15 protein-coding genes are annotated in these 25288 nt (G+C 42.8%); 5 read left to right on the forward strand and 10 right to left on the reverse strand.

What is annotated here, in order from left to right; genetic code table 11:
• Nucleotides 1-359: 359 nt before the first annotated feature.
• On the reverse strand, nucleotides 360-1424 hold the full coding sequence (locus ACFWMP_RS07625) for a GntR family transcriptional regulator (protein ID WP_076219034.1): 1065 nt from the start codon (nucleotides 1422-1424) through the stop codon (nucleotides 360-362).
• A 263-nt stretch (nucleotides 1425-1687) separates the two neighbouring features.
• Between ACFWMP_RS07625 and ACFWMP_RS07630 the strand changes: the two genes are divergently transcribed.
• The 5 genes from ACFWMP_RS07630 to ACFWMP_RS07650 all read left to right on the forward strand — a co-directional run bounded on the left by ACFWMP_RS07630 (nucleotide 1688) and on the right by ACFWMP_RS07650 (nucleotide 7850).
• Nucleotides 1688-3025 carry an ABC transporter substrate-binding protein gene (locus ACFWMP_RS07630; RefSeq protein ID WP_042185834.1) on the forward strand — a complete coding sequence of 446 codons (1338 nt, stop codon included), beginning with the start codon at nucleotides 1688-1690 and terminating at the stop codon, nucleotides 3023-3025.
• Nucleotides 3026-3110: 85 nt separating this feature from the next.
• A complete protein-coding gene (locus ACFWMP_RS07635; protein WP_379422857.1) occupies nucleotides 3111-4007 on the forward strand; it encodes a carbohydrate ABC transporter permease in 897 nt (298 codons plus the stop codon).
• 16 nt (nucleotides 4008-4023) lie between these two features.
• On the forward strand, nucleotides 4024-4857 hold the full coding sequence (locus tag ACFWMP_RS07640) for a carbohydrate ABC transporter permease (RefSeq protein ID WP_042193441.1): 834 nt from the start codon (nucleotides 4024-4026) through the stop codon (nucleotides 4855-4857).
• A gap of 29 nt (nucleotides 4858-4886) precedes the next feature.
• Nucleotides 4887-5876: a glycoside hydrolase family 43 protein gene (locus ACFWMP_RS07645; RefSeq protein WP_339245950.1), complete on the forward strand. Its 990-nt coding sequence runs from the start codon at nucleotides 4887-4889 to the stop codon at nucleotides 5874-5876.
• A gap of 408 nt (nucleotides 5877-6284) precedes the next feature.
• Complete coding sequence (locus tag ACFWMP_RS07650) at nucleotides 6285-7850, forward strand: histidine kinase N-terminal 7TM domain-containing diguanylate cyclase (protein WP_076125377.1); 1566 nt, start codon at nucleotides 6285-6287, stop codon at nucleotides 7848-7850.
• Nucleotides 7851-8213: 363 nt separating this feature from the next.
• Here ACFWMP_RS07650 and sigK read toward each other — a convergent pair whose 3' ends face one another.
• The 9 genes from sigK to ACFWMP_RS07695 all read right to left on the reverse strand — a co-directional run bounded on the left by sigK (nucleotide 8214) and on the right by ACFWMP_RS07695 (nucleotide 25235).
• Entirely contained in the window at nucleotides 8214-8744 is a 531-nt protein-coding gene (gene sigK, locus ACFWMP_RS07655) for an RNA polymerase sporulation sigma factor SigK (RefSeq protein ID WP_379422860.1), read from the reverse strand.
• 137 nt (nucleotides 8745-8881) lie between these two features.
• Nucleotides 8882-14491, reverse strand: a complete 5610-nt coding sequence (locus tag ACFWMP_RS07660) for an S-layer homology domain-containing protein (protein WP_379422862.1) — start codon at nucleotides 14489-14491, stop codon at nucleotides 8882-8884.
• A 194-nt stretch (nucleotides 14492-14685) separates the two neighbouring features.
• Complete coding sequence (locus ACFWMP_RS07665) at nucleotides 14686-16965, reverse strand: GH32 C-terminal domain-containing protein (protein WP_379422864.1); 2280 nt, start codon at nucleotides 16963-16965, stop codon at nucleotides 14686-14688.
• Nucleotides 16966-16979: 14 nt separating this feature from the next.
• The gene (locus tag ACFWMP_RS07670) at nucleotides 16980-19430 is read right to left on the reverse strand and encodes a PfkB family carbohydrate kinase (protein WP_379422866.1); all 2451 of its coding nucleotides are present in this window, start codon (nucleotides 19428-19430) and stop codon (nucleotides 16980-16982) included.
• Between the two features lie 28 nt (nucleotides 19431-19458).
• Nucleotides 19459-21084: an ABC transporter substrate-binding protein gene (locus ACFWMP_RS07675; protein WP_379422868.1), complete on the reverse strand. Its 1626-nt coding sequence runs from the start codon at nucleotides 21082-21084 to the stop codon at nucleotides 19459-19461.
• Nucleotides 21085-21190: 106 nt separating this feature from the next.
• Nucleotides 21191-22087: a carbohydrate ABC transporter permease gene (locus ACFWMP_RS07680; RefSeq protein ID WP_379422870.1), complete on the reverse strand. Its 897-nt coding sequence runs from the start codon at nucleotides 22085-22087 to the stop codon at nucleotides 21191-21193.
• A 13-nt stretch (nucleotides 22088-22100) separates the two neighbouring features.
• Nucleotides 22101-23069 carry an ABC transporter permease gene (locus ACFWMP_RS07685; RefSeq protein WP_379422872.1) on the reverse strand — a complete coding sequence of 323 codons (969 nt, stop codon included), beginning with the start codon at nucleotides 23067-23069 and terminating at the stop codon, nucleotides 22101-22103.
• 223 nt (nucleotides 23070-23292) lie between these two features.
• Nucleotides 23293-24261, reverse strand: a complete 969-nt coding sequence (locus ACFWMP_RS07690) for a LacI family DNA-binding transcriptional regulator (RefSeq protein WP_379422874.1) — start codon at nucleotides 24259-24261, stop codon at nucleotides 23293-23295.
• Nucleotides 24262-24512: 251 nt separating this feature from the next.
• Nucleotides 24513-25235: an NADPH-dependent F420 reductase gene (locus tag ACFWMP_RS07695; protein ID WP_379422876.1), complete on the reverse strand. Its 723-nt coding sequence runs from the start codon at nucleotides 25233-25235 to the stop codon at nucleotides 24513-24515.
• Between the last annotated feature and the right edge of the window lie 53 nt (nucleotides 25236-25288).

Genomic DNA, 25288 nt, shown 5'->3' on the forward strand with positions numbered 1-25288 from the left:
CGATGTACAAGTCGGTACACTCGGCATGTCATCCCTACTCGATCTTACTCCATCCAGCGCCTAGAAAATTATTTGCTCATATAAACATTTTCATATTTATTTCCTCATTGAGTTCCTGGAGACATTTGAATATTCCTTCATGATCATCATGCTCTGAGATTCCTTGACACTCACTCCCCGACCCGAAGATCGGTTTCATCCGTATGAATCAGCGGTTTTCGTAACAAAGTGGAGCGAATCTCCCGTTTTGGCCGCTAGCACCTTTATGATATATTGTTATACTCTATGCGCTGGAACGCAAAAGAAGACAACTTCTACTGAAGGTGCTCCTAGAGTGTCGATAAAGTCCAATGAAATAGTTAGGGGAAGATGAGCTGCACGGGAATGACGGCATTCTTAGGTGAATATATATTCTCTATTTGTTCAAGTAACAGCTTTACGGCTGTACGTGCCATTTCCTGTTCATCCTGCTGTACATAAGCTACGAATGAAAGATGTGGATTATCGAAAGATAGCAAATCGATATTTGAGTGATTGTTGAGACGGCTGATAGCGGCCGATGTAAGGCGTGCGGTTTCTTCGGTTAAGGAGAAAGCTGCCGAAATTCCACTATGCCCCTGCAAGAAGTCGCTTACATAGTCCAATGCTTGCTTACCGCGTAGAATGTCGAGAGGGATGTGACACCACAAGCTCTTGTCGATTGATATACCTCGATCTGTGTACGCCTTCTCGAAGCCGAGCGTGCGATCCTCGATGGCTGTATTGGCATTCTCAGGTGAGATGAGCGCAATCTGATGATGACCCTTGGATAGCAAATGAGAGACAGCCTTATACGCACCGCCGTAATTGTCTGATGTAATCGTGTATGTCTCAATGTTGCGCAGGTAGCGGTCGATGAACACACATGGGAATTTATCGAGCGACAGACGCAGTAGTGATTCGTTGTACTTCTCATCTTCTGTTGGAAAAACGATCAGTCCCTTCACACCGAGCCCCGTTAGTGTACGAATGGCGTTCGATTCGATAGAGGAGGACTCTCGCGTGATGCTTAGTACCATGCTGAGGCCAGCTTCAGACAGGAATTGTTCCGTGTAGTCGACGAGCTTCTGAATGACACGGGTTACCATCGTCGGAATAATGAAGCCGATGAGCGGCAAGGACGACGCGCTGTGTGGAGATAATGGAGAATCAATGCTAGAAATATCAAGACTAGAAGAGACGAATGTGCCTTTGCCTTGTACGCGTATAATTAATCCTTCGTCAGCTAGCTGGGTTAAGGCGTTTTTGACGGTTATTTTACTTACTTTGAATTCGTCCATTAATTCTTGTTCAGAAGGGACGCGGTCCGTTGGCCGAAGCTGCCCAGATTTAATTTTCTGTACAATATCTTCTTGAATTTGCTTGTAGAGCACCAGCTTTTTCAAATAAGTACATCTCCCTTAAAATTTAATGATTTTTATAATCAATTGGTTATATAAAATATATTACGTATATATTATAATGCAATTTATAAAGCGCTTACAATACAGAATTAGGAAATTTATTACGAAGGTGTCTTTTCATTGAAAGGTTAGAATCATGTTAAGAAGGTTGGTAACGAGACGTATTGAAACCGCTTAAATTAACAGAAGTGACCAGTCACCCAGCATCTCAAATGAGTAACAAAAAAAGAGAGGATGACGAACAAATGAAAAAACGCATTACATTAATCTCCATCGTTACAATCCTTATGATGTCACTAGTTTTGTCGGCATGTAGTAAGTCTTCCAGTTCATCAACGGAAACACAGCAGTTAGGCGCTGATGCCGGTGAGAATGCAACAGAAATGTCATTTTGGACATTCGTAGATTTGCATGGCAAGCATTTGGATAAAATGCTGGGGTTATGGAACCAACAGAATCCAGACAAACAGATTAAGTTGAATGTAACGGTTATGCCTTACGATGATATGCACAACAAGCTCTTATTGGCAGTTACAAGTGGAAAAGGTGCTCCTGATATTGCGGATATCGAGCTTGGTCAGTTCCCTAAATTCTTGGAAGGGGACAACGTTCCACTGGAATCTTTGAATGATGTATTTGCACCATACAAAGACGTTGTCGTTCCCTCACGTGTCGATATTTACTCCAAAGCTGACCAGGTTTATGGCTTTGATTATCACGTAGGTGCTACGCTTGCTTTCTACAACACGGAAATTCTCGAACAAGCAGGTGTTGACTACAAGATGATCAAAACTTGGGAAGATTACAATCAAGCAGGTATCAAGGTTTATGAAAAGACTGGTAAGTACTTAGGTACTGCTGATACATCCGCTACGTGGCAAGCCTCGCTGTTACTTGCTCAGCAAAACGCTGATTTTACAGATGAAAATGGCAATCCAAAAGTTAACTCACCTGAGATGATTAAAGCGTTTGAAATGTTAGTTGACCTGCAGAAGAATAATGTTATTCATACGATCCCAGGCGGACAACCCGACACAGAAGAAGCAAAAGGCGAATACAACAAAGGCAACTACGCAAGCGCATTGATGCCTGAGTGGTACATGTCCCGCTTTGTAAACGAAATGAAGGACCTTAAAGGTAAGTATGCAATTGCTCCATTGCCTGTATTCGAAGAAGGTAATCCTCGTTCCGTTGGCTTAGGCGGTACTGGCACAGTTGTTACTAAGACTGGTAAAGACGTTCAGTTGGCAAAAGAGTTTGTAGCTTTTGCTAAGCTTTCGAAAGAAGCTACTACTGAAATCTGGAATACACTTGGATTTGACCCAATCAATATGGAAGTATGGAAAGATGAGGCTGTAACGAAAAACCCTGATAACGAATACGTCCAGTATTTTAAAACAAATGCATTTGATACTTTGAATGAAATCAAAGACGAAATTAGAGCTATCAAATCCGTAAAAGCTTCACCGACGATCGGCAATGTGCTCAATACGGTTACTCTGAATGCGATCTTTGAAGATGGCCAAGACGTGAAGGAAGCTCTCGATGAAGCACAGGCAGCAATTGAACAAGAATTGAAATAAAAATAATAAGTAAATGGTTATGATTAAGCCTGTCGGCAAGAATGGTGCTCGGCAGGTTTAGTCATAGTCAAGGGAGAGTGGGATTATGATAAAGAAATTTGTATACTCTCAAAAGGTTGCACCTTATGTATTTGTGTTGCCATTCATAATCATATTCTTGATATTCTGGTCTTATCCACTTGTAAATTCATTCGTAATGAGTTTTCAAGATAGGATGTTGGGACAGGATCCAAAATGGGTTGGTGAAGCGAATTATTCGAAGTTATTCACAGATAAAGTGTTTTTGATGGCTATTAAAAATAGCGTTGTATACATGCTAGGAACCTTAGTGCTGTTAATCCCTTTCCCAATGTTATTTGCAGTTATGATAAACAGTAAGTTAATGCTGGGGAGGGAGTTTTTTAAATCTTCGTTCTTTCTTCCTGCATTGACATCTGTCGCAGTGGCGGGTACTATTTTTCGCCTAACATTCGGCGAAATGGATGGTTCATTAATGAACAGTTTTCTAGGTCTATTTGGTGTAGAGCCTACTAAATTCTTGAAAGATGCAGATTGGAGTATGGCTGCACTATTAATTCTTGCATGTTGGCGATGGACAGGTGTTAATATGCTGTACTATCTATCTGGTTTGAAAAACATTGACAATGATTATTATGAGGCTGCTTCAATTGACGGGGCATCTGCTTGGCAGAAGTTCAGATCGATTACAATGCCATTATTGAAGCCGACCACGATATATGTTACGACAATTAGTGTTTATGCAGGTTTGGCAATGTTTACCGAGAGCTTAATGATGTTTAACGGTAACAATTCACCGAAAAATATTGGCCTAACTATAGTGGGATATTTGTATAGACAAGGAATTGAGAAGAATAAGCTCGGTTACGCTGCAGCAGTTGGTATCGTTCTATTAGTCATTGCTATGATTATCAATTTAACGCAGTTGAAATTTAGTGGAATGTTCAAAAAGGAGGAGGATTAAAATGGACACTAGTCAGATGAAGAACAACTTAATTGCTAGAATAGTCATAATTAGTACCTTTATTATACTATTCGTTATAATTATGGTTCCATTCTATGCAGTGGCCCTCTCTTCCTTTAAACCAGGTGAAGCTTTAATAAGATATGGTCTTAACTTAAGTTTGAATTTTGAAATAATGAGTTTTGATAATTTTATCTATTTATTTACTGGACAACATGATTATTTTGTATGGTTTTGGAACAGTATGACGTTAACAATCATTCAGGTTGCTTTAACACTGTTTGTAAGCGCTTTTGTTGCATATGGTTTTGCAGCGTATGATTTCAAAGGTAAGAACTTCCTCTTTATATGTGTGTTGCTCATTATGATGGTGCCATTTGAAATATTACTGGTTCCTTTGTACAGCTTAATAAATGATTTGCAAATGGTGAATAGCTATTCGGCAATCATTCTGCCGGGTATAGCTAATGCCGGGACGATATTCTTCTTTAGGCAATATCTCAGAAGCATACCAAAAGAAATTATTCAATCTGGGCGAGTTGATGGAGCAAACGAATATGCGATATATTTCAGAGTGATTATGCCGATTATGAAGCCTTCCTTTGCGGCAATGGCCATTCTGAATGGTATGAATAGCTGGAATAATCTATTGTGGCCATTCATGGTGTTGGGAGATCAAAACAAATATACACTGCCAATCGGTTTAAAAACATTGTTAACTCCTTATGGGAATAACTATGACCTTCTGATCGTGGGCTCCTTCTTCTCCATCATTCCAATCTTCATATTGTTTATCGCTTTCCAGAAATATTTCATTGATGGTATGACTGCGGGTGCTGTTAAAGGTTAGTATCTATTACTTATGAAATAGGTGATAAGATGGGAGTCCAACAAGAGGAGTTACGCGTCATTAAACCATTGATCGAGCAACGAGCTGATCCTTTTATATGCCGACATTCAGATGGTTATTATTATTTCGTGGCCTCGGTTCCAGAGTATAATCGGATTGAAATCCGTAGGGCACAGGACCTTGAAGGGCTTATTACATCAGCTCCTGTAGTGATCTGGAGAAAGAGAGAGACTGGCATTCTTAGTGCCAATATTTGGGCGCCAGAGCTGCATTTTATTGATGGAAAATGGTACGTATATTTCGCTGCCGCGCATACGTCGGAAACGACAGAAGGCTTGTTTGACCATCGGATGTATGTACTGGAGAATGAAAATGCAAATCCGCTCGAAGGCAGCTGGACGGAAAGAGGACAGGTTCGTACCGCGTGGGAAAGCTTCTCCCTCGATGCCACTACCTTTGAGCACAATGGTAGCCTCTATTACGTATGGGCACAAAAGGATCCGGAAATCGAAGGCAACTCTAATCTCTACATATCTAAAATGAGCAATCCGTGGACGTTGATTGGGGCGCAAACGATGATTACGATGCCCGAATATGACTGGGAGATCATCGGGTATAAAGTGAACGAAGGCGCGGCATTTGTTCGCAAAGATAATCGGGTATTCCTCACTTACTCTGCTAGCGCTACTGATTTCAATTATTGCATGGGCTTGCTTGAAGCCGATGCGGACTCGGATTTGCTCGATGCTGCCTCATGGCGCAAGTCGAAAGTACCGGTTCTCACGACTGATGAGAGCATCTCGATGTATGGTCCTGGTCATAATAGTTTCACGGTGTCAGAGACTGGCGATAAGACGCTGTTTGTGTTCCACGCAAGAACGTATAAACATATTGTAGGAGATCCGCTATACGATCCGAATCGCCATACATTTGTAGCGGAGCTGTTGTGGACGGATGACGGCAGACCTGATTTTCGCGGCTCTGTTGCGGCACTTGCACGTTCTGTACAATACGAATAGATCTGCAACGCCTTACAAAATTCTAAATGGATTTAGTTGACTTATGTCGTACATGGGGAAGCCTTTATAATTAGAAATAAAAACAAGTACCCATCCAATCGATGGGTACTTGTTTGCAATGCAATAGAAGTGATGAATTACGTAATGTTGTACTAACTATTTGGTGATCGGTATAGACGAAATAGTAATCATAGCATTACTGATTGGCTAAATGTGTTGCTACTGTCATGAGTGTCATGCTAAGTTAAAAACAATCTATTTCATGAAGCAATAATCAATACGATGTGGGTAGTACAGACATAATAGTGATGTGGACGGAATCCTGTAAATGGTTCAAGGAACAAATCAACATCTTATATTAATCGTGTTAACGTAAATATATGTATTGTATGAAAGTGGGTATACCTATTGGATTCGAAGCTAGCAGCATATATAACATTAGTTTGTACTTCGGCTGTTCTGAATTTGTCTATACTTGTCTTTACTTATTGGAGGAGACATTATTATACAAATATTGCTAATTTGTTCATGTGGAATACATTAACTTCAATGATTTATTGCTTTGGTTATGCCTTTAGCTTAACATCGACTTCGTTAGAACAGCTTAGATTTTGGAATATTGTACAGTATGCAGGGATGCCATTTTTCCCTCCGTTAGGATTAATGTTTGTCATGCAATATTTGGGTTATAAAATAACGAGAAAAAGAATAATCGCGCTACTTACAATGCCTTGTATTACTTTTCTCATCAATGTAACTAATGAATCCCATCATTTTTACTATAGAATATATGATATCCATTCGGTGCTCGGGGCTCCATATAGTGAGATTGAGTATGGGGCATGGTTTGCCGTACATAATATTTACATTTTCTGTTGTATGTTAGCTGCGCTCTTATTGCTGCTTTCACGCTGGAAGGAAACCGTTAGTGTATATCGATCTCAATTATTTGCCCTCATCTGCGGTCAACTGCTTCCAATAATGACTGCATTTTTATTATTCATAGGAGTGACACCCGATGGTATCGATCCTGTACCCATGGTTATTTGGTTTTCTTCTGTTTTGTACCTTTGGTCTATTACCTCCTCTCGAATGTTATCAATAATGCCAATTGCAAAGGAAACGATCTTTAATAGTATGAACGATGGTGTCATTGTGCTTAATGATACCTATCAATTAATCGAATATAATCAAGCTTGTAAAAGTATGTTTAGTGAATTGGATCGATCAACGTTAGGGCAGCCATTTGATCAAGTTTGGTATATGCTAACGGATCAATCATTCCCTGTTCAATTAGATACGATCTCAGATAAATTGAATGTTACGATTCATCAAGGTAATTATATATATCAGCTACGTATTTCTATGCTTCAACAATCTAATAATAACTCTGGCTTACTAATTATATTTACGGATATAACAGAGCTACATACATTACAACAAAAGTTAGAGCATCAAGCCTATTATGATGATCTTACACAAATATACAATCGTCGTGCCTTTTTCCAGAAAAGTGAGCAAAGCTTAATGAAAGCAAAGGGTGAATTATCATCCTTTGTGATTATTCTATTTGATATTGATTTTTTCAAAAAAGTGAACGACACTTATGGGCATCAAACCGGAGATCAAATGCTAGTACATGTGGCTCAAATATGTAAGGCTGAGATGGGAGAACATATACTATTTGCTAGATATGGTGGTGAAGAATTTGTACTCGCTTTACCTGGTTATACACTAGCGGAAGGGGAAAACTTCGCTAATCACCTTAGATTTTGCATTGAACAGAAGCCTCTAGTTGAAAATGAAAAATTGGTAACGATTACCTCTAGTTTTGGGGTATCCGTAACGACAGGAGCTGTGGAGGAAACAATCCATCAACTTCTTCATAAAGCTGATGAAGCACTTTATGCTGCCAAAAGAGCTGGTCGAAATCAAGTGCGGGTTTTTAATGAAAAGTACGAATATGTGGAATAGTACAGCAAATTAAAATAGAGGCGTACATCGGAGCCGTGCTTAGTTTAGTAACTTGGTGGATTGAGTGCAAAATGCCTATCAAGAAGAAATATACTTATGAGTGACTGTTTCAACAGGATATAACAGTCAGTTATTCTGATATTGAAGGATCATATGCTAGTGATGCTATTAGGCAATTTACAGAAAGGGGAATTGTAAACGGTATAGGTATGAGAATTACCTGTATTTCGCTCTATAGATGTTACGGTGAACCGTATCATAAGTAGGGTGAACCCTATCTACACAAAAAACGACTCATCCTTAGACAAGTCGCTTTTCAAGTTTTATTATTAATGGATTATTACTGTGTAATTGTCATCAGTCTTACCGCTTCGCCTTATAAAACTCATGATACAACTTCATGAGCGCCCTCTTCTCTATCCGCGAAACATAACTCCGTGAGATCCCAAGCTCCTTCGCAATCTCCCGCTGCGTCCTCTCTTCTCCACCTGTATCCAATCCAAATCGCCCAACGACAACCTCTTTTTCCCTATCATCCAGAATATCAAGATTACGATAAATCTTGCTCTTCTCGATCTTAAGATCGACCTCTTTAATGACATCATCTGCTTCGGAGCCTAGGATATCGATGAGTGTAATTTCGTTACCTTCCTTGTCTGTCCCAATCGGATCGTACAAAGATACATCTTTACGAGTCTTCTTCAAAGATCTTAAGTGCATCAGAATTTCGTTTTCGATACATCGGGCAGCAAAAGTGGCCAGCTTTGTACCTTTGTTCGGGCGATAGCTCTCTATGGCTTTAATCAGGCCGATCGTGCCGATGGAGATCAGATCCTCTATGTCTTCCCCAGTATTATCGTATTTTTTGAGGTTGTGGACACAACACGATGTCATTTAGTTAAAGAGTTTTTTGGTGACATCAAAGGCGATTGAGAAAAATAAAAATGTATGTTGATAATACAACAAAGAAAGCCGGAGTCATGGCGAAGGCTGACATCACCTTACTCCCCCGGCTTTCCTTTAGCAGTTATTTATTTGACTTTATCAAGCAATAGCGAGATGACTTGAGCACTTTCTGCACGATTTACATTTTCATGCGGCATGAACAATTGGTTCCCACGGCCGCTGATTAGGCCAAGCTCCTGTACAGCAGCGACTGCATTTGCAGCCCAGACGCTGATCGTATCGGCATCCTTAAAATTACTCATGCGGTTAACTGCAGCGTTCTGTCCTGTATGAAACAGATACGCTTTGTAAATCATGGCCGCCATTTCTTCACGGCTTATGGTTTCCTCCGGCGCAAAAGTATCTATACTTCTTCCGGAAACAATTCCCGCTTCGAATGCTGCAGCGATGGAAGAAGCGTACCACTTCGTGGATCCCACATCCTTGAATGTAGCTGAATTCGATGCTTTTATTCCCAGTGCACGAGTGATCAAGGAAGAGAATTCAGCTCTGCTCACATTTTTCTTCGGTGCAAATGCCGTCTCACTTACACCTAAAATAATTTGCTTCGCAGCCATCTTTTTAATTACTTCATTGGCCCAGTAAGATGAATTAACATCTTCGAACGATTTGTCATAGGTAAGAACGGAAAAATTACTAGAATGGCTCACATTTGCCGTCCATTTATCACCTGAAAAGGTTCCACCAACATACTTCAAGCTGCCGTCATCCGCGATGTAATAAATGCCAGTCAGATCCTGGCGAGAATTCTCCTTTACATTCATCTTGATGGTGACGGGTTTGGAGAATTTTTCAAGCGATAACACCGTTCCATCGGCCTTTACAATAGATAATTTGAAGCCGTAGATTTTTCCGGTTGCAGAAATGTTTGCGTGATTTTTTCGTCCAGTTCGTTCAAGCAGTTCTTTGCTTTGCTCTACAGATAAAGCTTCCAGTTCAAAAGATATTTTCGCTTGTTCAAGCTCGCTGCCCATAACCAGCGCTTGTAATTCCTTCAATATCTCTGCGGGAACTTCGATCTCCACATCTGTGTTTTTAACCTTTAGCGCATTCTTGCCGTCATTTGCTGCCAAGGTTACCGGAAAGAGTACCTTCCATTCTCCCTTTGCCAACTCGAATGACAAGCTGCGCTGACTATCCGGTTTGCTTGCAGGAATCGCAGACTGACTCGGAGGATCAGTTGGATTAGTGGGATTCGTCGTATTCTGCATCTTAACCGGCACATTAAAATCATCAACATTAATATGTCCGAAGCCGCCTATAGATTGGTCAACCACCTTGATATAAAGCTCCTGACCAATATACTGTGATGCATCCCAGATCTTTCGTTGATACTCCTCATAATTAGTTGCAGTTTCTTTAAATAGTTCTTTTCCGTCTGATGCCCGGACCAGCGCAACATACAGTTTATCGATATCACGCCCTCCGCTGACTAAGAAGTTGATCTTTCCATTCCCGCCAAGAACAAAACTCTGCGATTTCAGCGTTCCAGTTAAGCTATCACCACCAGCTTGCTCGTTGAAGCCCCACAAATGATAGCCACCCGGAATTTTATGCGACGGATTGAAGTAGATCGTTTCCCAGAAAAATTGGGCATCGGTCACATGAGCATCCTGGAAAGCGTCTCCTTCTGCAGTCCAGCCTGTTAAATCGCCTGTGGCAAAGTCATGGTTAGTCAGTTCCGTAATATCGGTATACACGGAGTTATCCCAATTGTCAGGTACATCGACCGGAGCAGCCGGTTCACCCGTCAAGGCATTCATATTCCATACTTCCATCGACTTGACCGTAATATTGTTGTCGGCCCAGACCTGCAACCCCAAGGAATCGTATCTTCCTACGTAGACACGTGTGGTCAGTTTTTTCTTGTTATTGGCAAAGGCTTCGACCACTGAACGGTCCAGGAAGATATGCAACTTCAGGTTCTCTCCGTCCAGATCCACATATCCGCCTTGGATGCCATCCACGCGAACATCCGGATCAATGCTGCTCTTAGTCCGGTCCACATTGAAGGTCCCGTCCATCTTATCATAGTAAATAAGCGTTTCCTCCTGGCCGTTATCGGAGCGTCGCACCTTAAGACCGAATTTCTGGGCTTCACCAGGATTAATTTCCATCACAATCTCCAGCATGTCACCTTTGATATTCTGGATCAATTGATTGGCAGTCTGCAAATTTTTGTCTGTAAAATCAACTAATTTTGTGCCTCGTAAACTCTGCAATTCTTGAATCGGCTCAATGCGTAATTCATCATGCTCATCCAGACTTAATGATATCGGCAGTGCCAGATTATGAGCCCATCCAGCTTGATATTCAGCCTGAGGCGTTCTTACATTCTGCACCATGGAATAAACAACCGTTCTTCCGTCGGGGGTGACCATACCGCTCTCTGCAGTTAAATAGCCGTCGCCTACATCCATTTTGGAAGGTGCGTCCTGATCAGGTATAAATTTATAGTTATCCCGGTCCCAGGTTCCAATCCAGTAAAAAACTTCAACATCTCTTTGTACATCGTTTGCCGGCGGTACTTGCTCTGGCTTTTCATGTGGATTGATCATGAAGATATACTTTTGTTTGCCCAAACTATCCTTGCCTAACGGCAGGAGTACCGGCAGTTCCCATACCGTGCCAAGCTCTGGGTACAAGCTTCTGTCACTGACGTATAAAGGTCCTTTATACTCCCAGTTGTACATATCGTCGGATACATATACCAAAGCTGTACCGCTGCTGAAGTCTTTAAGACCGGATGTTACTAGCTGATACCACTTGTCTGTTTCTTTGTCATACCAAACAAACGGGTCCCTGAACTCGTTATGAATACCGTTTCCGTTTTGCTCAGTTACAGGTTCAGGATATTTTTTCCATTCTTTCAAGTTAGGGTCTGACAAATCAGCCGGAGTTGCCAGCCCTGTTCTTTGATTCGGCGACAAAGAATCGTTACCGGCGGTATAGAAAAGAACAGGGTTTCCGTTGCGATCATATGCTGCACTGCCTGACCAAGCGCCATCCGGATCAAGGGTACCCGCTTCTGGTGCAAGCGCAGGTCTCACATTTTCCCAATGCACCATATCATCGCTCACCCAATGCCCCCAATGAATTTGATGCCAGTATGGGCCTTGCGGATTATGCTGATAAAATAAATGATATTGGCCGTTATAATAAATCGGTGCGTGAGCCTCATTCATCCAGTTTTGCGGAGGCATCGCATGATATTGCGGACGATGCTGATCACCGTCAAACACACTGGGGTCCTCATCAATATCCTCATTTGGAATTAACGGAACTGTGCCACCGTGAAGCGTCTTTACACTCTCATATTCAGTAAGAATTTCTTGACCTGTGAGTGCTTTGTTCTGCAGTTTAACTTCATCAATAAGTCCACTGAACATATTGTAAGAAAACAGACCTGCCAGCTCTACAGGTTTATTATTTTTTCCGATAACCAGGCTTGCTGTAGATGATGTGATTGGAACATTGAGGGGGGTTGCCTGAGAAGCTACTTCTTCACCGTTCAGGTACAATTTAATCTGTCCATCCTTCTTGTCGAAGGTAGCAGCTATATAATTCCATTTGTATTTCTCGAGCGGATGATCATTAACCCATACTTGAATCCACTGGCCACCAATCCCTACCTGCATGGACCACGCGCCGTGCCGGTACATCCCAAGGGAGAAGCCTTCAGCCTTATCCTGATCAGACTGATTCAAAATTGCAGACAGCTTATTGCCGTCTCCCCATTCATAGCTGCGCGGAGCAACCCATGCTTCGATCGTTAGCGCATCGCTTACTGGAATCGTATCCTTTGCATTGACCTCAATATCATTCGAGTATCCATCAAACAGAAGTGCGCCGCCTTTTACACCGCGCTGAGTCCATCTAGGATCCTTGGAGGCCATATACCTTGCGTCGCTAAACACATAATTCACATTATGTTGAACATTTTGCATTTCCTCAAGCGCCTTCTTTCCTGCGCCTTCATCAAATTTCATATGAAAAATGTTACCCGTACCATTTGCTTGAAAAGCATCAACGGAGATACTAGCCTGATCAGATTGATCGACAACCTTGATATAAAGCCTCTTATTATAATATTTTTGCATTTCCCAAGAAATCTTCTCATTGGAACCGACAGCCCCAGTTTTTGCAAGTTGGGCGTTGGTGGTAGCATCATATAACGCGACATAGGCATCCTCCGGATGAACGATATCTACAACGGTGAAAGTAATCGTTCCATTCCCCTGAAGTGTGAAGGCACTGGAAGTTAATGAGCCCTCCCCTTCCTTGCTGGACTTGGCATAGTAGCTGCCTTCTTTGCCGGATCCACCTTCATCTGTCACTTGAAATGCATCTCCCTCAACCGTCCAGCCCTCAAAATTTCCGGTTTCAAAGCCGTGATTGGCAATTTCGGTTGGGATGATGTTATCAGCCATAACCCCTTCTTCCGGTACAATTTCATTAAAGGTATTGAAGGCATCCGCAAATATCACCCCCCAATCCGATTGTGCATGGTCGACGATCTCTACATACAATTTCTTGCCGATATACTTGGATAGGTCAGCTTTATACTGCTCCATATTCGCGAGTCTCAAGCCCTGTGCCGGATCTGGGAACCCGGAATCATTAAATTCGCTGTTGCCGTATCTGGCAATTAAGTTTCCTGTATCCGCATCAATGATGCTGACATATGCCTGATCTGTATGCTTGCCTCCGCCTATTCTGAAGGTTATCCAGCCAGTACCTCCTAACTCAAAGGTGCTGGAACGAAGCACTCCTGTTGCCACTTCGTTGTATTTCCAGCCGTTTAGATGGTAAACGCCTTCCTGATTATACGGAATTTGTTCTGCCCACCAGGTGCTTTCGTCTGATACACTGTCTGGTCCAAACGCCTCACCTTCCACTACGGTCCACCCGGTCAAATCCCCTGTTTCAAAGCTTGGATTCTCGATTTGATATCGCTTGAAATCCGGCTTGATATCAGTGGCAATGATCCCTTCGGCAGGCTCGGAATCATAATACATAAAGAATGCATCTGCAAAAATCAATCCCCAGTCCGAGGTCGCATTATCTACTATCTCCACATAAAGCTTGTGCCCCAAATAATTGGACAGATTCGCCTTGTACTGCTCCATATTGGCAAGCCGCATACCCTGAGCGGGATTCGGAAAGCCTACGTCTGTAAATGCCTTATTTCCATATCTGGCAATCACTTGACCTGTATCCGCTTCCACGATATTTAAGTATACCTTGTCAGGATTTTTTGCACCACCAAGCTTAAAGCTGATCCAACCGCTGCCTCCCAGCTCAAAAGTGCTGGACCGGAGCACTCCTGTAGTAGCCTCGTCATACTTCCAGCCATTTAAATGATAAGTGCCTTCTTGGTTATATGGGATTTGTTCTGCCCACCATGTGTTCTCATCCGATACGCTGTTCTCACCAAACGCTTGACCTTTAACAACCGTCCAGCCAGACATATCCCCGTTTTCAAATCCTGGGTTCTGAATTTGATAGACTGCATCCGAAACGGACGATTTTATGTTTGCTTTTGAAATAGTTTCTTCTACCACTGTAGGACCTGGCTCAGCTGCAGCCGAGATACTAGGAGCAACAAGCTGAAGTGCCATAACCCCTATCAGCAATCTGGATATCCAAGGTTTTCTGTCTTTAACTTCTCTCATTCAAAAACCTCCTTCATAATTTTTTATTCATGCCGCTTCGATACCTATTTTCGCGATGTCCCTTGTGCAAGGATGAATAGTCAATGATGATGAAGGGAGAGGAATTAATTAAAGCGCTTTCAGTCAGAGGATTGCAAATCTTATTAATCATTCATTCTTTGAGCCAAATGACAAGAAGCGCCAAGGCGCTTCTGTTACCATATGGATTGCATCTCCCATATTTCTAAATTTTTGACAAAGGGTTCTCCATCTCCCCATATCTCTAACCCCAAAGCATCCTTACGGCTTGGATACACCCGGGTCGTCAGGCTTTTCAACCCGTTGGCATAGGCCTCGACCATGGAGCGGTCTAAATAGATGTGCAGCTTCAGATTCTCCCCTTGCAGCTCCAGCTTACCACCTTGAATTCCGCTACACTTTTCACCAGGGTGCAGTGTCGTTTTCGTACGGTCTACTAAGAGATTGGCTTCATTAAAATCATAATAAAGAAGTGTTTCTTCTTCTCTATCCGGTGTACACCGAACTTTGATTCCTAGTTGTGTAGCATTGCAGGGTTCTAGTTCCACTTGAATCTCAAGCATGTCCCCTTGGATATCACTTAGTGACAGATTAGCTTCAGCCAAAGACTTATCCCGAATCGACAGCAGTTTCGTACCTCGCAGGGACTGAAGTTCCTGAATCGGCTCAATTCCCAGTCGTCCGTCTTCCCTCTGATAGACACTTAGAGGCAAACCACCATTATGAGCCCAACCCGATTGATATTCGAGTTCAGCCGTCCGGTCGCCTTGAGCTATGGTAAATATGATCTTTCGTCCAGTCTTCGGATCTACCATTCCACTCGGGCCGGTAAAATGGAAATCACCTACGTCAATCAGTTCCGGCTCCTCTTGATCTGGAATAAATGAAAGATTGAGTTTATCGAGCTGCCCAATCCAATAGAATACCTCGACATCTGCTCCCTTTCCTACTGGACTAACCAATAGGAGATGTTTATGTTGGCCCGCTTTGTCTGTTCCCAGAGGGAGAAGCACAGGAAGCTCCCAAATAGGTCCAAGATAAGGGAACTTTTGAATATCCGCTTGAAAGAATGGCCCTTTATACGTCCAGTTCAGCATATCGGGTGACGCAAACCCTAGCGCTGCTCCACCTTCACCTTCGATCCCCGAACCGACCAGTGCAAACCAACTGTCACCTTCCTTCCAGACAAAAGGATCACGAAAATCTCCGAATGCACCCATGCCCTTCTTCTGTACAATGAGCGGCTCCGGATGTTTGACCCACTGAATCAGATCCGGGTCTTTATCATGAGAATAAGTGCTCCGGGCAAGAGCAACACTCTGATTTGGTGAAGCACTGTCATTTCCCGCTGTAAAGAATAAGACAGGCAATCCGTCTGCATCATAAGTAGCGCTTCCCGACCAGATTCCGTCCGGTGCCAGCTGATCCTTTTCAGGTGCCAGGGCTACGGGAAGATCACGCCAATGGACCAAATCCTCACTCACCCAATGGCCCCAATGAATATGATAAAAGAATGGTCCTAACGGGTTATGCTGGTAGAACAGATGATACTGGCCCTCAAAATAGATCGGCGCATGAGGTTCATTCATCCAATGTGCGGGTGGAGTAACATGGTACTGCGGTCTGTGTCGATCTCTCAGCAGAGGTGTCCGGTCCAGCTTGATTTCGTCAACATGCAGTTGTGGCTTGACGCCTCCGTGCGTAGAATCTAGCACATGCTGATAAGAAGCGGCTACTTCCTCTGCACTTAAGGCCCGGTTATAAATCTTCAGATCATCAATAATCCCACTGAACATCTGAAGGCTGAACACTTCGATCAGCAAGCTACTGTGATTATTCTTGCCAATGAGTAGATCCGTCTCTGCTGCCTCAGCAAGACGGGAACCGCTCGGCACGTCAGTCGAGGCGATTTCAGTGCCGTTGAGAAACAGTTTAATTTTCCCTTGGGTTCCATCAAATACAGCGTTCACGTATGACCATTCATTCTTGGGCAATTCATAGCCTTCAGGAGACCAAAGCTCCTGCCAGGTTCCTCCTTCTAGCCCAATCTGGAAGGACCAAGAGCCGTGCCGGAACATACCTAGCAGATAACCCTGCTTGCGGTCCATATTGTGACGGTTTACAATAGCAGTCAGCTTACCTTCATGACCTAAGTCATAGGAACGCGGTGCCACCCATACCCCAATACTTAGTGCTGACAAGAATTTTTGATCACAGTTTGTGTCTTCTTCTTTAAACGAATGGGTAATAGAAGTAGAGTAACCATCGAACAGAAGTCCTCTCCCCAATACGCCTTCTCTCCACTGCGGACCCATCCGTTCGGTAAATTCCGCTTGATTAAATACTGACTCAATATCATCACGGATCTTGGATACACTCTCCAGAACACTTGCTCCGGTGCCTTCATCAAAGGCCCAGTGCATCATCAGTCCTTGTTCGCTGTTTATGAGACGCATGCATCATTCCTCCCTTATTTCTGTTCTGAGACAGCATCCGGTATATGAATGGATTTAAGCGTATGGATCTGCAGCGAATCCAATACAACTTGCCCAGATGGAGTACTTACTTCAACTCTATCCATTGGAGCATCAGGGAAGATTTGATCTGTCAATGTAACCAAGCCATGATCTGCATACACTTCAACCGCATTGCGATCCAGCCAGATTTGTAGCTTGATCTTCCCGCCATTCGAGACTAATCTTGCACCATGCTTGCTTGCGAATGAAGGATGGAAATCAGTCACACCTGATTTCGAACGGTCGATGAACAGCCATTGCTGAACAGGATCATATCCGATAACAAGCTCACTCAACCCAGAGGATTTCAGCACTATATGAAGCTCTTCACCGGACCGGATATCGATATCTGCTTCAATTTTCAGCAGATCCTCATTCATTTTCTGTAGGAAAGGTGATGCAGGAGTAACGGTGATTCCATTCCAAACCATTGATTCTTTACGCAACTGCTCTATTTCCCGGACAGGCATCTGGGTAAGCACGACACTTCCGTCCTTGCTGGTCAGGGACAAGGTGCGGGGCAGGGTCATAGCCCCCCTCCAGGAACCGGTAGGCGTCTCATTTGCATACTTCCAGTTACTCATCCATCCAATGATTACGCGACGTCCATCCTGTTCAGGAATATCTGACCAGGTAACTCCCGCATAGTTGTCTCTACCATAATCCAGCCACAGGATATGTTCGGCCGGATTGTCATTAATGAACGTCTTTCCATCGAACTCTCCAATGAAATATTGCGTACGCGACCCTTCTGGACAATTGGGATTATCACCGATGCTGATGATAAGAACCCATTTGGAACGCCCGGTGTCATCTACCGGTAGCTGAAACAAATCTGGACATTCCCAAACGCCGTCATGTGAGCCTTCTTCTCTGCCGAATCTACCAGTCAGTGACCATTCACGCAAATTGGCGGATGCATAGAAACGTACATGATCTCCCGCGACAATAGCCATAATCCACCGCTTACTTTGGGCATGCCAGAACACCTTCGGATCCCGGAAGTCTATCAAATCATTCTCGGCGAGCACCGGATTCCCGTTATACTTTTGCCAGGTTTGGCCTTTATCACTGCTGTAAGCCAGGCTCTGACGCTGGCGCGGTTGCCCCGTCTCCGGATGGGTATCGGCATGCGTAAAGATCGCGACGAGTCCATCTGAATCTTCGAATAAGCCGCTGCTGTTATTCCAATCCACTACACAGCATCCCGAAAAGATCGCTCCATGTTCATCCGGGAATAGAGCAATCGGCGCGTGCTCCCAGTGAATCAGGTCATCACTTATAGCATGGCCCCAATGCATCGGACCCCATTTATTACTGTAAGGATGATATTGATAGAAAAGATGATAGCTTCCCTCATAATAAACTAATCCGTTCGGATCATTCGCCCAGCTCGTGGGAGGTGAAAAATGAAAACCCGGTCTGAAACGATCGGCATTAACCTGTTTTTTGGACTCGGTTTCTATCATGTGGTTAATCTCATCTGTCGTAGGCATAGACCCAAGAGCCCCTTTCCGTGTTGTAACTAACGCTCCACCGGCATTAGCAAATGTTAGTATGTTTTGCAGATTAGTAAGATCACGCAAAGAACTTCCGGTTTCCAGGATTTTATATAATAAACAGCCAAGAAAAGCATCGCCGGCACCTGTTGTGTCAATGACCTTGACTCTAAACCCCGGTACATATCCATCTTGACCAGCTAAACGGTAATAGCAACCCTTTTCAGCTAATGTGACTACGATTAACGTGATTTCAAATTGTTGCTGGATCTCCAGAGAACCTTTTTCAACATCGTTAGTACCAGTTATAAAGGAAAGCTCCTCTTCCGATATTTTCAGGATATCGGCATAATTCATGCCCCAGGTAATATTCTGCCTGGCTTCCTCCTTACTTTCCCATAATGCAAACCGGATATTTGGATCAAATGAGAGCAAGACTCCTGCTTCCTTGGCCTTAAGCACTGCCGTCTTTGTTGCCGTGCGGGCAGGCTCATGAGTCATAGACAATGAACCAAAATGTAGAACTTTACAGCTATCAATCCGATCAAGTGGGACATCCTTCGAGTGCAGGAAGGTATCTGCTCCCGGCTTTCGGAAAAAGCTGAATGATCTGTCTCCCTGGTCATCCAGATGAACAAAAGCCAACGTTGTACTCGCTTCATTCGTAAATGAAATTTCCGACACATCAACACCGCTACTTTGCAAGGTACTATGAAGCAAAGAACCGAATTGATCCTCCCCAAGCTTACTAATAAGAGCAGATTTAGCTCCTAACCGGGATAGCGCAGCGGCTACATTAGCTGGAGCGCCTCCTGGGTTGCATTCAAACTGTTCATTCCCCCCAGTAGAACGCCCTGCCGGCGTAAAGTCTATCAATACTTCTCCTATTGCGATAACATCAAGCACAGTTTCTCCCCACCTATTATCTATTTATTTATTTTTTTAGATTTGCGTTATAACGATCCAGACCAGTTTGATAGATCTCCATTAGTTCTTTCAGACCCATTTTGTCCAGTGTCTTCAGATAGCCGTCCCATGCCGCATCAATACCGCCATCAACAATAAATTTTCCTCTTTGGGTATTTACATACTTAATCAATTCAGGCTCAATTTTATTGATTCTATCCAATTCCTCTGGTTCAAAGAAAATACTAGGATAGTTTTCCTTCTCCATATATGGATTGTAATATTGCTCCAAATCGTTAGCACGCTGCTGAGCCCGAGGCTCCATATCTACAATTTTTCCGAATTCATCGAAAGTAATGACACCAGGTGCACCCGATCCCGGAGCAACCTTTTGACGGAATTCACCTGCAGAGGCTCCTTCAGGAAGTGGTAAATTCACCAACTTTCCGGTCTCATCCTTCTTGTACACAATATCCAGCGGACCCCAGTGGATTTGAGCAGCCATATAAGGTTCAAACTGTTGGTCGATCCAACGCATGGTGATTTCCGGATTGCTGTTCGCTTTGGTGATTACAAAAGATCCGCGTCCTGGGCCACCGCCATTAGAGCGCCCTATCGTTTGATTCCCATCCGAACCTTTGAGCGGAGACAACAGTACATAATCCTTGGCACGTTCGGTTCCTACGACTTCTTCAACTTCCCACCAAACGTAAGATCCCAGCGTCTCATCTGTTGTTTTACCCTTAGCCAAATACTGTGCTGCATCCTGAGTGAAGGATTCCGGATCAATCAGACCCTGCTTATACCATTTTTCATGGAAATAATTTAAAGCTTCTTTATATTCAGGCTGAGTCGCGGTAAAAATCACCTTCCCGTCACGAACAACACGGTGCTCCAGATTATCTGGAAGACCAAAAGCCCCGAATAGTCCCGCAATATCCATACACCATTGCATGTGCATGAAGCTTAGGGGGATCTCATCCTGCTTCCCATTGCCATTTGGGTCTTGCGTTTTAAAGGCTAGCAGGGCCTCAGTGTATTCATCCAGTGTTTGCGGTACTTTCAGCCCGAGCTTATCCAGCCAACTTTTATTAATGACGTGGAAGAAGGGATTGGTTCCTAGGTTATTTTCTTCAAAAGATGGCAGTCCATAAATGTGTCCATCCGGTGCTGTAATAGAGGATTTGATATCAGGCCGGCGGTCGAGAAGCGCTTTCAAATTAGGTGCATACTGTTCAATTAAATCTTCTAGCGGAATAATGGTTCCATCTTTACCGTAATTAATTAACTCGTAATCAGTGAATCCGGCTGTATAAAAGGCATCAGGTAAATCACCGCTCGCGAGCAGCAGGTTTTTCTTTTCTGTATAATCGGTGTCAGGAATGTTCTCCCAGTTAATCTTTACGTTGGTATCCTTTTCCAGACGCTTGAAAATTTCCATTTCCGAGAATTTAGGTGCTAATGCAGCCTTCGGGGATACCATTCTTAAAGTCACTGCTTCGTTAACAATCGGAAGACCGGTTTTATTAAAAGTTGCTTCCTGATTCTGATTGGCAACTTGATTATTTGATCCGTTACCACTTCCCGAACATCCACTCACTGCAAATGCTCCAGCCAACATTACAATTCCCGCACCTTTAAATAAAGATTTCATTCTACATAACCTCCCCTTATTTTGTCCCACAAGCGAAAATCATATATTGCTTTTCCTCAGTCATCCTCTGATCCTGTGCATTCCCCCCTTCAAAACCCTATCCGCCTCATCCCTTGATCGAGCCGATCATTACACCTTTAACAAAGTACTTTTGTAGGAAAGGATACAAAATGAGCAGCGGCAGACTGGATACCATGATGACACCGTATTTGATCAGTTCTGTAACGCGCATCTTAGCTGCATAGGATTCCACATCGATCATCATTCCCGAACTGACCTGATTCTGAACAAGAATGTTGCGGAGCACCAATTGTAGAGGATACTTGCTCTCATCATTCAGGTAGATCAAAGCGTCGAAGAAACCATTCCAGAAACCGACCACATGATACAGCACCATCACCGCCAAGATAGACTTAGACAAAGGTAGGACAATGCTCCAGAAGAACCTCGTGTTGGAACATCCGTCAATCGATGCTGCTTCCCATAATTCATCCGGGATAGAAGACTGAAAAAAGGTTCTAACAATGATAACGTTGAATACACCACCTGCCCCTGGAATGACTAATGCCCACATCGTATTCAGCAGGTGAAGATCCTTGATCAGCAAATAGGTTGGAATCAGCCCACCGCTAAAAAACATAGTGACTAGTAAAAACCACATAATCACAGACTTCCCGGCCAAATCTCTGCGGGCTAACGGGTAAGCCGCAAACACAGTCACGGCTACTCCGATTAATGTCCCGAAAGTCGCATAAAGAATTGAATTTCCATATCCGATCCATATGGAGGAATCAGCAAATATTCGCTCATAACCATCCAGAGTAAAGCCTTTCGGAAACAGCCAGACCTCACCTGAGTAGATATAATTGGGGTCACTGAATGATGCTACCAGAACAAAATACAAGGGATATAATACAAGCAGCATAATGATGGTCAACAAAAAGTAGTTGATTATGTCAAACCATACATCCCCACTGCTCTTTCGCTTCGTTAATTGGTTCACAATAAGCTCCTCCTTACCACAGACTAGTTTCTGTCATCTTTTTGGCGATCCGGTTAACAGTGAAAATTAGGATAATATTGATTAGTGAATTGAACAGACCGACTGCCGTAGAAAAGCTATATTGAGCCTTCTGAATCCCCATTTCATATACATAAGTCGGGATAATATTGGAGGTGGCATAATTTAAATCACTCTGCATTAGGAATGCCTTTTCAAAACCAATGCTCATAATGTTGCCGAGAGCTAGGATCAGCAGGATAACGATCGTCGGTAAAATGCTTGGAATATCCACATACCATACACGCTTCCATTTACTGGCTCCATCCATAATTGCAGCTTCATGAAGTTCGGGATTGACACCTGCAAGAGCAGCAAGGTAGATAATGGTGGCGAAGCCTGTTTCCTGCCAGATGCCTGACAGTATATACAAAGGTCGGAACCAGCCTGAATCGGCCATAAACAGAATGGGATTTCCTCCGAACAAGGTGATGACGTGATTTACAATTCCGCTATTTGGAGACAGAAAAACATTAAGCATGCCGATTAGCACAACGGTTGATATAAAATGTGGTGCATAGATTACTGTCTGAACAAATTTCTTGTATTTTTTCCCCATCATCTGATTTAGCATAATAGCAATGATGATTGGAGCCGGGAAGCCAAACAACAATGAAAGGAAACTGAGTGAGAGCGTGTTCTTGATAATTGCCCAAAAGTTATAGGTATTGAAAAAGTCTATAAAGTGCTGGAAGCCTACCCATTCACTTCCCCAAATGCCCTGACTTGGCGAAAAATCCTTAAATGCAATCTGCACTCCATACATCGGGTAATACTTAAATACGAGATACAGAATAATAATCGGTAGTAAAAATAGGTACAGTTCATAGTCGCGCTTAAACCTGCTCCAGGATTTACGTTTTGGCTTGATCATGGAACGATTTGCCCCGCTAGTAGTTGAATTCACGCTTAATCTCCCTTTCATATAAAAGCATCCTTTTTTGAAACGTTTCCAATTTAGGTTGTGGATAACCTTAGTGAGTCGATCTATACCAATAAACATCCTAATTTGCTGATGTTTTAACAAATATTATATAAGAGCTATGCATTCCTAATTATTTTTGAAACGTTTCCAATTTTATAAAGAAAAACATCAGTTAATAGATTTCTTACACAGGATGCTCTGAAGTTTTTCGATCCAAATGGGATCAGGTAGTTTCACCTTGCTTGAATATAACAGGAATACGATACACTTGCTTATCTAAAGCTACGCCATCAATCTTGTCATAGAGTAGTTTGATTGACATGCGTGCCATCTCTTCCACCGGCTGCCTGATCGTTGATAAGATAGGATGAAAATAAGGATTATCCTGTATGCCGTCATAACCGATGACCTTAACATCTTCTGGAATACGAATGCCCTGCCTGCGTGCTTTGTCTATGTAGTTGGCAGCCAACATATCAGTAATAGCAAAGACACCATCTACATCTTTATGCTCGTTGAGAAACTCGTTAATATAAGCACTGTCATCCACAATGGGATCAGGTTTCTCGTAGATCACATAATCGATTCCTAAAGATTCCGCTTCATGAATGAATCCTTGTCTCCGGTTCATGGTTTCGCTGAAAACCGAAGTGACGCTTCCCATAAAAGCCGGTTTCCTAGCCCCAGCTTTCACAAGCTCCCTTAAAGCGATACGTCCGCCCTCATAATTATCTGAAGTTACACAGGTAATCTTCTTGTTAAAGTGTCTATCGATGCTTACAATCGGAATATCATTGCTCACATTGTTCTCGATATCGTTGTAAGTTATGCCAACAATACCAGCCACTTTGTTCTGACGGAGCATTTCGAGATAATATAACTCCTTTTCGGGTTTCCCACCGCTATTGCATAACATAAGCTTAAAGCCCTCGCGGTCCAGTTCATCCTCAATGTAGTATGCAAGCTCAGAAAAGAATGGATTCCAAATGCTTGGGAGCAGCAGAGCTACCATCTTGGATTTTTGCATCTTAAAATTCCGGGCCACTTCATTAGGAAAATAATTCAGTTCTTGTATGGCTTCCTCCACTTTTATGCGTGTCTTGGGTTTTACAGCCCCAGAGTTGTTAATGACTCTGGACACGGTTCCAACAGCAACGCCCGCTAAGTTAGCTACATCTTTAATGCTTGTCATTTAACACCCCCGAACTCTCTATAAAAATTATAATAGCACCAAGTTGGAAACGTTTCAATATCTTTTTTTGAAACGTTTCCAACTTGATGTCAAACCAACTATTTGGAGGGAGGATATCCCTAAAAAACATTCTCATTTATCCCTTCAATATATGGACAGCTACCGTACTACTGGCTCTATTAAGCTATCCTGTCTCATTAGTGAAAAAATCAATGTATATTGCTCTTTGCTAGTTCGAAATGCCCCCTGAATTAGGAGTTATAAGTTTCTCTGTTTAGCTTCACAATATCTTCATGTGTAAATTCAGTTGAAAAATTTCCTAATACTTTATCCCGTAGGAACGGGGATTTCTCTTTGTTTGCCCTTTTCAAAGCTTCTGTTAGCTCCTCTTTTGTTAGTTCTGTACAGTATGCAGGAGTTCCTGGCTGTTGTCTCCACGAATCACTTAAAGAACCACTATCTATTGGGTCGAAGCCTAGCTCGTTTACTACATCCATAATGATTTGTTTTTGTGATAGATCATTACCAGCAATCGCCATGGCAATGCGATCACTATTACCTTCGAGGGTTCCTTTATTCTCAAGAGTATAAGCTAATTGATTATTGAAAGCTTTGATAATAGGTCTACCTAATTGATTTTCAACCCACACACTTTCAACCTTCCCGGCCTCAATTTCTTCAACTTTATTGTCCCTAAAAGGATAATAATTTGAAGTGTCTACAACAATTACTTCCTTACCAGCTTTATCTACAATACTACGAATGCTTGGCATTGCATGAAAAGGGATAGATACGATCAGAACATCAATATTTTTAATTACATCTTCTACACTCACAGGTGTTCCAGCAATCTCTTTTCCTTCTAAACGTTCAATTCCTCGAGCATCCGCAATTTTGACGTTATGTCTATTCATAAATAGTTTATTAGCTATCGTTGTCCCTATTGGTCCTGCACCTATAATTCCAAATCTCATTATTATTCCTCCAGATTGTGTTTTTAAAATATAGATCATATACTAAGCTCAAT

Source organism: Paenibacillus sp. NPDC058367 (genome assembly GCF_042723305.1).
In the GTDB taxonomy this organism is placed as follows: domain Bacteria; phylum Bacillota; class Bacilli; order Paenibacillales; family Paenibacillaceae; genus Paenibacillus_AQ.